The following is a 14718-nucleotide window of genomic DNA, read 5'->3' on the forward strand; positions in this document are numbered from 1 at the left end:
AGCAAAATAACGCTCGAAGAAGCTTTGCATCAACGTTATCGGGAAAGCGTCGTGCGGCTGCTGCAGCATATTATTACTGAGCAACAACCCGTTTCTACGCAATATATTACTGACATTAAAAATATCGGCTCAAGTTCTGGCTGCGACATGCTGTATGGCATGGCGGACGCCTGCGCCCTGAGCCACAGGTCCGGAGGGAATTATGTCGATCAGGATAGTTGTTAAAAAGAACACGTATTTTGATTCCGTTTCACTGATGTCTATCTCCACACGCGCCAATAAGCTCGATGGCGTTGAGCAGGCATTCGTGGCGATGGCTACGGAAATGAACAAGGGCGTGCTGAAGAATCTCGGCCTGCTGACGCCTGAACTGGAAGAGGCGAAAAGTGGCGACCTGATGATTGTCATTAAAGGCGCCAGCGAGGCGGCGAACGACCAGACATTGGTCGCAATTGAAGATCTGTTTACGCATAAAGAGCAGGGCGGCCAGCATGAAGCGCGCTATGCCACGCTCGCCAGCGCGAAAAAGCATGTTCCTGACAGCAATCTGGCGGTGATCTCGGTCAACGGTTTGTTTGCGGCGCGTGAAGCGCGTCAGGCGCTGCAAAATAACCTCAATGTGATGCTGTTCTCTGACAACGTTTCTCTTGAGGATGAACTGGCGCTAAAACAGCTGGCGCACGAAAAGGGGCTGTTGATGATGGGGCCAGACTGCGGAACCGCCATTATTAACGGCGCGGCGCTGTGCTTTGGCAACGCGGTACGTCGCGGCAACATTGGGATTGTGGGCGCATCCGGCACTGGCAGCCAGGAACTGAGCGTGCGCATTCATGAATTTGGCGGCGGGATTTCCCAACTGATTGGCACCGGTGGTCGCGATCTGAGTGAGAAGATTGGCGGCCTGATGATGCTTGATGCGATTGGCATGCTGGAAGCCGATCCGCAAACCGAAATCATTGCGCTTATCTCTAAACCTCCTGCCCCAGCGGTGGCGCGCAAGGTGCTGGAGCGTGCGCGCGCCTGCCAAAAGCCAGTCGTGGTGTGCTTCCTCGGACGCGAAGCCGCGCCTGCGGATGAACAAGGTCTGCAGTTTGCACGCGGTACCAAAGAAGCGGCGCTGAAAGCGGTGCTGCTGACCGGCGTGAAAAAAGAGAGCCTGGACCTGCATCCGCTCAACTGGCCGCTGATTGAAGAGGTCCGCGCCCGCCTGACCCCACAGCAAAAGTACATCCGTGGCTTATTCTGCGGCGGCACGTTGTGTGATGAGGCGATGTTTGCCGCCATGGAAAAACACGCGCAGGTTTACAGCAACATTCACCCCGATCCGGCGTTCCGCCTGAAAGATCTCAACCGCAGCGTGGCGCATACCTTCCTTGATTTCGGTGATGACGATTTTACCAACGGTAAACCACACCCGATGATCGATCCCACCAACCGTATCAGTCGTCTGCTGCAGGAGGCGCGCGATCCTGAAGTGGGCGTGATCGTGATGGATTTCGTGCTTGGATTTGGATCGCATGAAGATCCGGTCGGGGTGATGCTGGACGCGATCGTTGAAGCCAAAGCGATCGCCGCCGCAGAGGGTCGTCCTCTGGAAATCCTCGGCTATGTGCTGGGAACCGATCTCGATACGCCGTCGCTGGAAAAACAGTGCCAGATGCTGACCGATGCCGGGGTTATCTGGGCGAGCAGTAGTACCAACACCGGATTGCTGGCGCGTGAATTTATCTGTAAAGGGGAGGAAGCCTGATGAGCCAGACACTGTTTAACCAGCCGCTGAACGTGATTAACGTCGGCATCGCGATGTTCAGCGATGACCTGAAAAAGCAGAACGTACCGGTAACCCTGCTTGACTGGACGCCGCCGGGCCAGGGCAACATGCAGGTGGTCGCGGCGCTGGACGACATTGCTGATTCGCCGCTGGCGGACAAAATCGCGGCCGCTAACCAGCAGGCGCTGGAGCGCATCATCCAGTCGCATCCGGTGCTGATTGGTTATGACCAGGCCATCAACGTGGTGCCGGGCATGACCCGCAACACCATTTTGCACGCCGGCCCGCCGATCCGCTGGGAAAAAATGTGCGGCGCGATGAAGGGCGCGGTAACCGGGGCGCTGGTGTTTGAAGGGCTGGCGAAAGATCTGGATGAAGCCGCCGAACTGGCCGCCTCGGGGGAGATCATCTTCTCTCCGTGCCACGAGCATGACTGTGTTGGCTCGATGGCGGGTGTGACGTCAGCGTCGATGTTTATGCACATCGTGGAGAACAAAACCTACGGCAACCGCGCATATACCAATATGAGCGAGCAGATGGCGAAGATCCTGCGCATGGGGGCGAACGATCAGAGCGTTATCGATCGCCTGAACTGGATGCGCGATGTGATGGGACCGATGCTGCGTGATGCCATGAAACTGGCGGGCGAAATCGATCTGCGTCTGATGCTGGCGCAGGCGTTGCACATGGGCGATGAATGCCATAACCGTAACAACGCCGGGACGGCGCTACTGATTCAGGCGCTAACGCCGTGGATCATCCAGACCGGTTATCCGGTTGAGCAGCAGCGCGAGGTATTCGAGTTCGTCCTCAGCAGTGATTACTTCTCCGGGCCGACCTGGATGGCGATGTGTAAAGCCGCGATGGACGCTGCACACGGCATTGAATACAGCACCGTGGTCACGACGATGGCGCGTAACGGCGTCGAGTTCGGTCTGCGCGTCAGCGGGTTGCCGGGGCAATGGTTTACCGGTCCGGCGCAGCAGGTGATTGGCCCAATGTTCGCGGGCTATAAGCCGGAAGATTCCGGGCGCGATATTGGCGATAGCGCGATTACCGAAACCTATGGCATTGGCGGTTTTGCCATGGCGACGGCGCCTGCCATTGTGGCGCTGGTCGGCGGTACGGTCGAGGAGGCGGTCGATTTCTCTCGCCAGATGCGCGAAATCACCCTCGGTGAAAACCCCAACGTTACCATTCCGCTGCTCGGTTTTATGGGCGTACCGACTGCTATCGACATTACGCGCGTGGGCAGCACCGGCATTTTGCCAGTGATCAACACCGCCATTGCGCACAAAGATGCGGGGATCGGCATGATCGGCGCCGGAATCGTTCACCCGCCGTTCGCCTGTTTTGAAAAGGCGATCCTCAACTGGCGTGACCGCTACTGCTAATAACAACAACCGGGGCTAACGGTGTTAGCCCCACAGTAGCAAAGCGCAAAACGTTGCTTACCTGCAGGGCTGGGCGATCTCCGCGATCGCAAACGATGCTTAACCTGTTAAGGATATTCCATGAACAGCATAAAACTAGAATGGAAACGTGGTGACTGGGCGGCTTACTTTGGGCTGATGACCAACAACCTGACGAACCTGCTGACAATGATGGGGCTGCTCATTTTTGTCGTCGGGATCCCAACCGAAATAGTCTATGGCCGCATTGCGCCTGCCTTTGGCCTGGCGGTGCTGGTGGCCAGCGTCTGCTACGCCTGGTTTGGCCTGCAAATGGCAAAACATACCGGACGTAATGACGTAACGGCGCTGCCGTCCGGGCCGAGCGCACCGTCGATCTTTACCGTGACCTTCCTGGTGCTGATGCCGGTTTATCAGCAAACCAAAGATGCCAACTTCGCCATCCAGATTGCGCTGGTATGGTGCTTTGTGGAAGCGTTAATCCTGGTGGGCGGCTCCTTCCTGGGCGAGACCATCCGCAAGATGATCCCACGAACGGTACTGCTCTCTTGTTTATCCGGCCTGGGTCTGCTGCTGTTGGCGATGAACCCAATGCTGCAGGCATTTGAAGCGCCAACCGTTTCTTTCATCGTCCTGCTGCTGATCTTTATTAACTGGTTCGGTAAGAAGCCGATTTTTGCCCGCATTCCTACCGGTTTGCTGCTGCTGATTGCCGGGACGGCCCTGGCGTGGATCTCGGGTTTGCAAAGCCCGGAAGCGATTAAAGCGTCGATGTCTTCTTTTGGCTTTAACCCGCCGGAAATTCATGTCGACAGCTTCCTGCAAGGGTTGCCGCACGCGCTGCCGTATCTGGCGTCTGCGGTGCCTCTGGGTCTGGCGAACTACATTTTTGACCTCGAAAACATAGAAAGCGCGCACGCCGCAGGCGATGAGTACAACACCCGTAAGGTCATGATGGCGAACGGTTTTGCCTCCATGCTCGGTTGCATGCTGGGCAACCCGTTCCCGGTGACCGTGTATGTCGGCCATGCAGGCTGGAAGGCGATGGGCGCCAGCATTGGTTACACCCTCGCTTCAGGCATCACCATGTTCCTGGTACCGCTGTTTGGTCTGGGGGCGTTTATGCTCGCCATTATTCCGATGACCGCGATAGTGCCGATTTTGGTGTTTATCGGCGTGGTGACCGCCAACCAGGTGGTGCGAGAAACGCCCAAAGTCGAGGTTCCCGTTATCTTCATCTGTCTGTTCCCGTGGATCGCTAACTGGGCGCTAACCATCGTTAATAGCGTGATGGGCGCGGCCGGTACGTCAGCCGGTAAGCTCGGTAGCGACCTGCTGCACAGCAAAGGCGTCTATTACGACGGGCTGGTGCATCTGGGAAGCGGCGCGCCGCTGGCCAGCATGCTGTGGGGCTGTGTCGCCATCTTCGCCATTATGAATAAGCCGCTGCGTGGGGCGATTGCCGCCGCCTTTGGCGCACTGCTGTCGCTGTTTGGCGTGATCCACTCCCCGGCGGTCGGCTTTGCAGAGGGCAGCTCAATGATGTTTGTGCTGGCCTACCTGATGATGAGCGGCATGTTTGTCCTCAAGCACGTGCTCGACAGCCGTGAAGCGGTGACTGCGCCTGAGCAGCAACCGACAAAATCCACCTGAATCGCCTGCAAGCGGAAGATGACACTATGAAAGAACTTGTGGTCGTTGCCATTGGCGGCAACAGCATTATCAAAGATAACGCCAGCCAGTCGATTGCGCACCAGGCTGAAGCGGTGAAAGCGGTGGCGGATACGGTGCTGGAGATGCTGGCATCGGACTACAACATTGTGCTGACGCACGGTAACGGACCGCAGGTGGGGCTGGATCTGCGACGGGCGGAAATCGCGCATGAGCGTGAAGGTTTGCCGTTGACCCCGTTGGCAAACTGTGTCGCCGATACCCAGGGCGGCATCGGTTATCTGATCCAACAAGCGCTGAACAATCGTCTGGCGCGGCGCGGCGAGCAGAAAGCGGTCACCGTGGTGACCCAGGTGGAGGTCGACAAAAACGATCCGGGCTTCGCGAATCCAACCAAACCTATCGGCGCGTTCTTTAACGCAGCCCAGCGCGATGAACTGCTGCGGGTCAATCCCGGCTGGTGCTTTGTGGAGGATTCCGGGCGCGGCTACCGTCGGGTGGTCGCTTCGCCAGAGCCGAAGCGCATCGTCGAAGCGGAGGCGATTAAGGCGCTAACCCGGCAAGGCTTTGTGGTGATTGGCGCGGGCGGCGGCGGGATCCCGGTGGTGCGTGGTGAGCAAGGTGATTACCAGAGCGTGGACGCGGTGATTGATAAAGATCTTTCCACAGCGCTGCTGGCGCAGGAGATTCACGCCGACATTCTGGTGATCACCACCGGTGTTGAGAAAGTGTGTATTCACTTTGGCAAACCTGAGCAGCAGGCGCTGGATACGGTGGATGTCGCCACGATGACCCGCTATATGCAGGAAGGACATTTCCCGCCGGGCAGCATGCTACCCAAAATCGTTGCCAGCCTGACATTCCTGGCACGCGGCGGTAAGCGGGTAATCATCACCACGCCGGAATGTCTGCCCGCCGCACTCCGCGGCGAAACGGGTACCCACATTGTCCATTCCTGAGAGGAGATGCGAATGAAAGAAAGTAACAGCCGCCGCGAATTTTTAAGCCAGAGCGGAAAAATGGTGACCGCTGCCGCGCTGTTTGGCGCGGTGGCCCCGGTCGCGTATGCTGCTAATCCTGTCGGGAACACCTGCGGGCCGAAGAGCACAATGACGATTAACGATAAACACTATTACCTGGATAACGTCCTGCTGGAAGCCGGGTTCGGGTACGAAAATTCGGTGGCAGTCCATACCCGTACCGCGCTGCAAACCATCGAAATCCAGGACGGAAAAATCGTTGCGTTGCGCGAGAATAAGCAGCATCCGGATGCGACACTGCCGCACTACGATGCGGGCGGCAAGCTGATGCTGCCCGCTATGCGCGACATGCACATCCACCTGGATAAAACCTTTTATGGCGGTCCGTGGCGCTCACTGAACCGTCCGGCTGGCACCACTATTCAGGATATGATCCGCCTGGAGCAAAAGCTGCTGCCTGAACTCCAGCCTTACACCCAGGAGCGCGCGGAAAAGCTTATCGATTTGCTGCAATCCAAAGGTACCTCGATTGCTCGCAGCCATTGCAACATCGAACCGGTTTCCGGGCTGAAAAACCTGGAAAACTTGCAGGCGGTGTTGGCGCGTCGTCAGCCGGGTTTTGCCTGTGAAATCGTGGCATTTCCGCAGCATGGCCTGCTGTTATCAAAATCTGAACCGCTGATGCGTGAAGCGATGCAAGCGGGGGCGCATTACGTTGGTGGTCTGGACCCAACCAGCGTGGACGGGGCGATGGAAAAATCCCTCGCCACTATGTTCCAGATTGCGCTGGATTACGATAAAGGCGTGGATATTCATCTGCATGAAACCAGCCCGGCGGGCGTGGCGGCGGTGAATTACATGGTGGAAACGGTAGAGAAAACGCCGCAGTTGAAGGGCAAACTGACCATCAGCCACGCTTTCGCGCTGGCAACGCTTAACGAACAGCAGGTTGACGCGCTGGCGACTCGTATGGCGGCTCAGCAGATTACCATTGCCTCGACGGTGCCGATTGGCACGCTGCATATGCCGCTCAAACAACTGCGTGACAAAGGCGTGGAGGTGATTACCGGGACCGACAGCGTGATTGACCACTGGTCGCCGTACGGGCTGGGAGACATGCTGGAGAAGGCGAATCTGTACGCGCAGCTCTATATTCGCCCCAACGAGCTTAACCTGTCGCGCGCGCTGTTTCTTGCCACCGGCGATGTGCTGCCGCTAAACGATAAAGGCGAACGCGTGTGGCCGAAAGCGCAGGATGAAGCCAGCTTTGTGCTGGTGGATGCCTCCTGTTCGGCAGAAGCGGTTGCCCGCATCTCCCCCCGCACCGCGACCTTCCATAAAGGACAACTGGTGTGGGGGAATGTCGCAAGCTAGTCTGGATTTACGCGCAGCGGCAACTGCTGCTGCGCACTCTGCTCGTTAACCGACGATCCCCATATAGCCGTGAATGCCCATATATAAGCCGACCATCGCAATGAGCGCACTGGAAAAATAAGGCGCTTTGCGTGCCAGCGTATTAAATCCACTCCAGCGTTTGGCCGCCTGCTGTACGCTGATTGCTGCGCCCACACCCACCGTCACCAGCGTCAACGCCAGTCCTAGGCTGAAGCACAGCACCATAGTCGCGCCCAGCGTGAAGGCTTTGAGCTGGATGCATATCAGCAGCACCGTAATGGCGGCTGGGCAAGGGATAAGCCCGCCGGTCAGGCCGAACAGTAATATTTGGCCGTTGGTGACCTCTTTGCCCGCAAAGCGGCGCTGAATATCAGTGGCATGCGCCCGTTCGTGAGCATCCTGATACTCTTTTGAATCCTCGCTCAGCCCTGCCAGCGCGGCATGGTCATGATCGTGTTCGTGGTGATGATGGTGATGATGGTGATGATCATCATCGTGGTCATGATGGCGATGATGATCGTCATGATCATGGTGATGCTCGTGATGCGTCCGGGCCAGCCAGTTCTGCTCTCCCTGCCAGGTGCGCCAGAACATCCAGAATGCAGTGCCGAGAATAATAATCGCCGAGACAAACTGCAGCCAGGGCTCAACGGCCTGGGCGGTAAACGCTTTGCTGATATACATCCCGCCCAGTGCTATCAACCACACCACGGCGGTATGCGACAGCGTTGCCGCCAGCCCCAGCATCACCGCCTGTTTGATGGTGCCTTTAATGGCAATAATAAAGGCCGCCATCATCGTTTTCGAATGTCCCGGTTCCAGACCGTGTAACACACCCAATAAAATCGCGCTGGGAATGAAAAACCAGGCATTGCCTTGCTGAAGAAGTGTAGAAAACTCACCCATGAGAATGATTCTTAGTTGTTTAATTTTGCCCGATTCTACTCCCCCCCAGTATGAAATACTACCCCCCAGTAGAATGTCGATGGTATTGTCGCTACGGCAAGACGTTAAAAAGGTAAAGCTATGTCACATACGATCCGCGACAAACAAAAGCTGAAAGCCCGAACCAGCAAGATTCAGGGGCAGGTAGCGGCGTTGAAAACCATGCTGGATGAACCGCATGAATGCGCGGCAGTATTGCAGCAAATCGCGGCGATCCGCGGTGCGGTAAACGGGTTAATGCGTGAGGTGATTAAGGGGCATCTGACCGAGCACATCGTGCATCAGGGCGATGAAATAAAGCGCGAAGAAGATTTGGATGTGGTCCTGAAAGTACTGGATTCGTATATCAAATAAGTCAGTTGAACGGCTCATCCACGTTCAATACCGTCAAGTTAAGCATGTAGGGTGAATATGTGATTCTTGCTCAGGGTTCCGTTCACCTCAGCAGTGTCATTTATCTGAAGCATCGATACCCGTGAACGTGTAAAGGGCGTTCTTCGCCACGCCCTTTACAATCCCGCCGGGAGCCTGGGTTGCAAGGGAGGCGGCGGTGAGCCTCCCTTGCACGTTCACAGGAATCGGTACTTCAGAGAAACAATGAACATGAGGTGAACGGAACCCTTTCTCTGAGATAGCATGTTCATTACTTCCGCTAACACAGGTTGATACTTTCTGAAACTGAGTCGTTAAATGAGCGGCATCGCACCCAATTTCAGGAGAATGAGCCGTTAACTATACGTTCTAGCCAAAAAACATCACAGATACACACAGCAACCCGACAATCAGAGTGATCAGATTACCCACTGAACGGTACGGCTTTAACGCCGGTATCAGATAAGTGGAGAGAGTCGGCATGATAAACAAAATCATGGCGATGAGTGGCCCGCTAATGGCGTAAATCATTGAAATCGCATTAGGATTAATGCAGCAGACGATAAACGTAATGGCCGAAACTAACATAATGGACAGGGCGCGGTTAAAAGCCCGGCTTTTCTTCACGCCCACCTGATGCAGCGACGTTTTTACCACTTCTGTTGCCCCTTCAATCACGCCAAAGTAGGTGCCAAGGAACGATTTTGACATCGCCACAACGGCGACAATAATCCCGGAAATCGACAGCCATGCCGGTGCGTTTGGCATCATCGATAACGCTGACAGAATGGTCACGCCTTCATTTTTCGCGTCTTCGATATAGTTTGTTGGAATCGAAAGCAAACAGCTGAAGACGAAAAACAGTACGCTCAGGCAGATGATGACGTAGGCGACCTTCATGATTTTTTTGCATTTACCCATGGCCTGCTCGCCGTATTTCTCACGTCGGTCAATGGCGAACGTTGAGATAATTGGCGTATGGCTAAAAGCGAAAACCATCACGGGAATAGAGATCCAAACCTGATGAAGCGTGTGCTGATCGAAAGACATCTGGCCGGTGAGTAGCGTTGGCTGCCAGCTTCCGGTCAGGTAGAGCGAAAGGAACAAAAAGTACGCGATGAGCGGGAATACCAGAAAGCCCATAACCCGAATGGTGGCTTGTCGGCCCATCAGAAAAATCAGGTTCAGTACCAGCACCACGCCGAGACTCACCAGCACGCGAACACGCAAATCGATGGCGATATGTTTTGCCAGTTGTTCGGTGAGTGAATTGGTTATCGCCACGGCGTAGATCAGCACGACGACAAAGAAGGCAATAAAATAGAGAGTGGTGATCAGGTTACCGATCTTCTTGCCGTAGTAATGGGTGACTGCACCGGTGATGCCTTCGCCTGCTGACGTTTTTGACGACAGGATAAACTGGCAGAGCGCCTTGTGTGGCCAGTAGGTTAAAGGCCAGGCCACGAGGGCGGTGATAAACAGCACCACCGCGCCTGCAGAACCCAGCTGTATGGGGAGGAAGAGGGTTCCTGCGCCGACGGCAGTCCCATATAGTGCGAAGCTCCAGAGAGTCTCTTCTTTTGACCAAATTTTCGACATTATTTGAACGTATCAACTATAAAATAAACAAAAAGAAGCGCAATTTACCACAAATGAGAGGAGCTGGGGGAAGTGTGAACAAGCGGGCTGGTGAATGGATGAATAGCCGGAATCAAGATAATTCCGACTATTTATTGAATTATCAGGCAGTAACGCGCTGCTGGCGGCGCTTCATCATGCGCTCGCGTAATGTGTCATACGCCCAGTTATAGAACATGGTGTACGGCAGGAAGAACAGGAAGAAACCTATTTCCAACGTGAATGCCTGAAGCAGACTGACGTTCAGCACGAACGCCACGATACTCACCCCGATCACAATAAAACCGCTCTCGAAGCCTAAGGCGTGAAAGGCGCGAACTTTAGCCGTACGTTTTACCCGATGCGACGGCCATAAGCGGTCAAACAGGGCGTTATAAATGATATTCCAGATCATCGCCGTGGTAGCCAGAATAATGGTCAGTCCGCCCATTTCCAGCACCGAACGCTGCATCAGCCACGCGGTAGTCGGCGCAAGGATCGCGGTGGCAATGCCTTCAAAACAAACGGCATGAAAAATTCGCTCTACTAACGAGCGGCGCTGGACTATATCGTGTTGCATAACCTAAAACCTTCTTTGATGCCCGGATAACGGAATGGTGGCAATTTTATCGTTTTATGTGATATTTAAAAGATAGTATCCATCGATAAAGTAGATAGTTCATGCGTTACTCTCCTGAAGCGTTAACGGCATTTGTAGAGACCGTTTCCTGCGGCTCATTTTCTGCGGCGGCCCGACGGCTGCGTAAAAGCCAGTCCACTATCAGTACGGCTATTGCGCATCTGGAAGCCGATCTCGGTTTTGCGTTGTTTGACCGATCCTCCCGTCAGCCAACGCTGACCGAAGAAGGTAAACGGGTGCTGGGCTATGTGCAGGCAATTTTGACGGCCAGCGAACGTCTCGATGAGGCGGCAATCTCGCTGTCGGGTGAGACGGAGGCGCGCCTGACCTTCGTGCTTTCGGACACGCTGCACCCGGATGTGCTGGAAGAACTGATGGTGCAGTTTGACCGCAAGTTTCCGCATACCGAGTTTGAATGTCTGATTGGCGAAGATGAAGACGTGATCGATCTGCTGCAAAAAGGGCGCGCGCAGGTCGGATTGATTGAGGCAAGAGAGGATTACCCGACCGACATGGGCGTGACGCGGCTGCCGATGCAATCCTGGATGGGGTTGTACGTTGCGGACTCGCATCCGCTGGCGAGTCAGGAAAAACTACAATGGGAACAACTCCACACCTGGCGCGAACTGCGCCTGAATACCTACCTGGAAAGCGGTACAAACGTGGCGCGCGGACCGGTCTGGTCAGCGCCTAACTATTTGTTGTTGCTGAGTATGGCGGTTCAGGGATTCGGTTGGTGCGCGCTCCCTTGTGCGCTGGTGGAGGAGTTTGCCGCGGAAAAACCGCTGGTTCAGCTACAGGTGCCCGGCTGGCCAAAGGCTATCTCTATCGATCTGTTGTGGAATAAGAAATCACCGCCTGGCGTGGCGGGAAGTTGGCTGCGCGACCATTTACAGCAGAGTGGCGTTCAGATGACCAATAAATGATACGAAATTCCTTTGTGATAAAAATCACCATTTTTAAACAACTTTGATAACTACTTTTAACAATCATCTACTATTGCGGTGTTATTTTGCGCTGAGGTAGTGATGAAAGAGGTTGTGATAGTCGGGGCGTTAAGGACACCGATCGGCTGCTTCCAGGGAACACTGGCGCGCCACTCTGCCGTTGAGTTAGGCAGCATGGTGGTCAGAGCGTTGCTGGAACGCACGGGCGTGGATGTTCACGCCGTGGATGAAGTGATCCTCGGGCAGGTGCTTACCGCTGGTGCCGGGCAGAACCCGGCCCGTCAGTCCGCCATCAATGGTGGGCTACCTAATACCGTTTCCGCCATCACCATTAACGATGTTTGCGGTTCGGGGCTGAAAGCGCTGCATCTGGCGACCCAGGCTATCCAGTGCGGTGAAGCTGACATTGTAATTGCCGGCGGGCAGGAGAATATGAGCCGTGCGCCGCATGTCCTTACCGATAGCCGCACTGGCGCACAACTGGGGAACAGTCAACTGGTCGACAGCCTGGTGCATGACGGTCTGTGGGATGCTTTCAACGATTATCATATGGGCGTCACTGCGGAAAACCTGGCGCGGGAATATGGCATTAGCCGTGAATTACAGGATGCCTACGCGCTGCACTCGCAACACAAGGCTCGGATGGCTATCGACGCCGGACGCTTTAAAGATGAAATCGTGCCGGTGGTGACCCAGCGTAATGGCCAATCATTCGTAGTGGATACCGATGAGCAACCGCGTACCGATGCCAGTGCGGAAGGGTTGGCGCGTCTGGATCCTACCTTCGACCGGCTCGGTTCGGTCACAGCGGGGAACGCCTCATCCATCAACGATGGCGCCGCCGCGGTGATGATGATGAGCGAAGCCAAGGCGCAGGAGCTGAATTTGCCGGTGCTGGCCCGCATTCGCGCGTTCGCCAGCGTCGGGGTCGATCCCGCACTGATGGGGATTGCGCCAGTGTATGCTACGCGCCGCTGCCTTGAGCGTGTGGGCTGGCAACTGGCTGATGTTGATCTGATCGAAGCCAACGAAGCGTTCGCCGCGCAGGCATTGTCCGTTGGGAAAATGCTGGAGTGGGATGAGCGGCGGGTAAATGTGAACGGCGGCGCTATCGCGCTTGGCCATCCGATTGGCGCATCGGGTTGTCGTATTCTGGTTTCGCTGGTGCATGAAATGGTGAAACGTCGGGCGCACAAAGGGCTGGCAACGCTGTGTATCGGCGGCGGTCAAGGGGTGGCGCTCGCTATCGAACGAGACTAACGATCTTAGATTTCCCATCTTAAACGCCTTTTTTGTGTGTTACCCCGGCATCCATAAAAAAGCCCTCCAACAGGAGGGCAAGGCCAGTTACAGAAACATACACTCTAAACGCCGTCAATATATCAAAACATTGTTTCATTTCATGTGATTGACTGCGCACTTTGTCAGCAAAGGTGTACGAACATCGTATATGCCCGGCTGTATTTTCAATGTCTTATCCCTGCCACTCATGATTATCTCCTTTGCGTTTTATCTATCTAATTGTTTTAAATGATTTTATTTGAAGTGCTCCCGCGATTTATTTGCCGAGCGTGATCGCAATTACACTTTTGATAATAAGATGCGGAAAAAGTGAAACAACGTTTCATTTGCAATTGAAAACCCTATCCGGGAGGGCTATCATGAGCGCATTAGATAAAACGGAACAGCGTTTTGCTATTCGTTAAAGTATTCACGGTCAATTTATCACTGGAGGTAAATGTGGACGTAAGACAAAGCATCCATAGTGCGCATGCAAAAACCCTCGACACTCAGGGGCTGCGTAAAGAGTTTTTAGTCGAAGAAGTATTTGTCGCAGATGAATACACCATGGTTTACAGCCACATCGACCGTATTATTGTCGGCGGTATTATGCCTGTGGCCAAAACCGTCTCTGTGGGTGGCGAAGTCGGTAAACAACTGGGCGTAACCTATTTTCTCGAACGCCGTGAGCTGGGTGTGATTAACATCGGTGGTCCGGGCACGATTACCGTTGACGGTCAGTGCTATGAAATTGGTCATCGTGATGCGCTGTACGTCGGCAAAGGGGCAAAAGAAGTCGTGTTTGCCAGCGTTGATACGGCGAAACCGGCGAAGTTTTACTACAACTGCGCGCCGGCCCACACGACTTATCCAACCAAAAAAGTCACGCCTGCTGACGTTGCGCCAGTGACGCTGGGCGACAACCTCACCAGTAATCGTCGCACCATCAATAAATATTTTGTGCCGGATGTGCTGGAAACCTGCCAGTTGAGCATGGGCCTGACTGAACTGGCGCCGGGCAACCTGTGGAACACCATGCCGTGCCATACCCATGAACGCCGTATGGAAGTCTACTTCTACTTCAACATGGAAGAAGATACCTGCGTCTTCCACATGATGGGACAGCCCCAGGAAACGCGTCATATTGTGATGCACAACGAGCAGGCGGTGATTTCGCCGAGCTGGTCTATTCACTCAGGCGTTGGCACAAAAGCTTATACGTTCATTTGGGGCATGGTGGGTGAAAACCAGGTCTTTGATGATATGGACCATGTCGCCGTCAAAGATCTGCGCTAGTTGCGGGCGACAGCCGTGCCTGCCTGCGGCGGGCATTATAAAAAATTAAGGATTTACAATGATTTTGAATGCATTCTCTCTTGAAGGTAAAGTCGCCGTTGTGACCGGTTGCGACACCGGCCTGGGTCAGGGTATGGCGCTGGGGCTGGCGGAAGCGGGTTGCGATATTGTCGGTATCAACATTGTTGAACCGACGGAAACCATCGAACGTGTGACCGCACTGGGCCGCCGTTTCTTGAGTCTGACCGCCGACCTGCGCCAAATTGATGGTATTCCAGCGCTGCTGGAGCGCGCAGTGGCAGAATTCGGCCATATCGATATTCTGGTCAACAATGCGGGCCTTATCCGTCGTGACGATGCGATCGACTTCAGCGAAAAAGACTGGGATGAC

14 protein-coding genes are annotated in these 14718 nt (G+C 54.7%); 11 read left to right on the forward strand and 3 right to left on the reverse strand.

Translation table 11 applies throughout. From position 1 onward, the window contains the following. The 6 genes from KQJ18_RS15050 to KQJ18_RS15075 all read left to right on the forward strand — a co-directional run. Positions 1 to 225, forward strand: a 225-nt coding sequence (locus tag KQJ18_RS15050; RefSeq protein WP_216422217.1) for a DUF2877 domain-containing protein, incomplete at its 5' end; no start/stop codon positions are given. Continuing rightward, positions 203 to 1750, forward strand: coding sequence for an acyl-CoA synthetase FdrA (gene fdrA, locus KQJ18_RS15055; protein ID WP_085048783.1), 1548 nt, complete (start codon positions 203 to 205; stop codon positions 1748 to 1750). The genes KQJ18_RS15050 and fdrA, both read left to right, overlap by 23 nt. Then, positions 1750 to 3165 (forward strand): DUF1116 domain-containing protein, encoded by a 1416-nt coding sequence (locus KQJ18_RS15060; protein ID WP_110496944.1) that lies wholly within the window; start codon positions 1750 to 1752, stop codon positions 3163 to 3165. Before fdrA ends, KQJ18_RS15060 begins: the two co-directional genes overlap by 1 nt. A gap of 120 nt (positions 3166 to 3285) precedes the next feature. Continuing rightward, on the forward strand, positions 3286 to 4836 hold the full coding sequence (locus KQJ18_RS15065; RefSeq protein WP_038633383.1) for a hypothetical protein: 1551 nt from the start codon (positions 3286 to 3288) through the stop codon (positions 4834 to 4836). A gap of 26 nt (positions 4837 to 4862) precedes the next feature. Continuing rightward, positions 4863 to 5813, forward strand: a complete 951-nt coding sequence (locus KQJ18_RS15070; RefSeq protein ID WP_216422219.1) for a carbamate kinase family protein — start codon at positions 4863 to 4865, stop codon at positions 5811 to 5813. 12 nt (positions 5814 to 5825) lie between these two features. Then, positions 5826 to 7208 (forward strand): amidohydrolase family protein, encoded by a 1383-nt coding sequence (locus KQJ18_RS15075; protein WP_216422221.1) that lies wholly within the window; start codon positions 5826 to 5828, stop codon positions 7206 to 7208. A 45-nt stretch (positions 7209 to 7253) separates the two neighbouring features. Here KQJ18_RS15075 and KQJ18_RS15080 read toward each other — a convergent pair whose 3' ends face one another. Beyond that, a complete protein-coding gene (locus KQJ18_RS15080; RefSeq protein WP_216422222.1) occupies positions 7254 to 8135 on the reverse strand; it encodes a nickel/cobalt efflux protein RcnA in 882 nt (293 codons plus the stop codon). A gap of 120 nt (positions 8136 to 8255) precedes the next feature. On the opposite strand from KQJ18_RS15080, the gene rcnR reads away from it, so the two are divergent. Continuing rightward, a complete protein-coding gene (gene rcnR / locus KQJ18_RS15085; RefSeq protein ID WP_003825567.1) occupies positions 8256 to 8528 on the forward strand; it encodes a Ni(II)/Co(II)-binding transcriptional repressor RcnR in 273 nt (90 codons plus the stop codon). A gap of 387 nt (positions 8529 to 8915) precedes the next feature. Here the strand turns inward: rcnR and KQJ18_RS15090 are convergent, their stop codons facing one another. Continuing rightward, positions 8916 to 10145, reverse strand: a complete 1230-nt coding sequence (locus KQJ18_RS15090) for an amino acid permease (RefSeq protein ID WP_038633372.1) — start codon at positions 10143 to 10145, stop codon at positions 8916 to 8918. Positions 10146 to 10287: 142 nt separating this feature from the next. Next, the gene (locus KQJ18_RS15095; RefSeq protein WP_199952288.1) at positions 10288 to 10743 is read right to left on the reverse strand and encodes a multidrug/biocide efflux PACE transporter; all 456 of its coding nucleotides are present in this window, start codon (positions 10741 to 10743) and stop codon (positions 10288 to 10290) included. A 101-nt stretch (positions 10744 to 10844) separates the two neighbouring features. Here KQJ18_RS15095 and KQJ18_RS15100 point away from each other — a divergent pair, with 101 nt between their 5' ends. The 4 genes from KQJ18_RS15100 to KQJ18_RS15115 all read left to right on the forward strand — a co-directional run. Then, the gene (locus tag KQJ18_RS15100) at positions 10845 to 11729 is read left to right on the forward strand and encodes a LysR family transcriptional regulator (protein WP_069324839.1); all 885 of its coding nucleotides are present in this window, start codon (positions 10845 to 10847) and stop codon (positions 11727 to 11729) included. Between the two features lie 102 nt (positions 11730 to 11831). Next, on the forward strand, positions 11832 to 13010 hold the full coding sequence (locus tag KQJ18_RS15105) for an acetyl-CoA C-acetyltransferase (protein WP_006686936.1): 1179 nt from the start codon (positions 11832 to 11834) through the stop codon (positions 13008 to 13010). Positions 13011 to 13490: 480 nt separating this feature from the next. Continuing rightward, entirely contained in the window at positions 13491 to 14327 is an 837-nt protein-coding gene (gene kduI, locus KQJ18_RS15110) for a 5-dehydro-4-deoxy-D-glucuronate isomerase (RefSeq protein WP_160955405.1), read from the forward strand. 58 nt (positions 14328 to 14385) lie between these two features. Further along, a partial coding sequence (locus tag KQJ18_RS15115) for an SDR family NAD(P)-dependent oxidoreductase (protein ID WP_216422223.1) occupies positions 14386 to 14718 on the forward strand: 333 nt, incomplete at its 3' end.

It is taken from the genome of Citrobacter sp. S55_ASV_140, from assembly GCF_018919505.1.
Classification (GTDB): Bacteria; Pseudomonadota; Gammaproteobacteria; order Enterobacterales; family Enterobacteriaceae; genus Citrobacter; species Citrobacter werkmanii.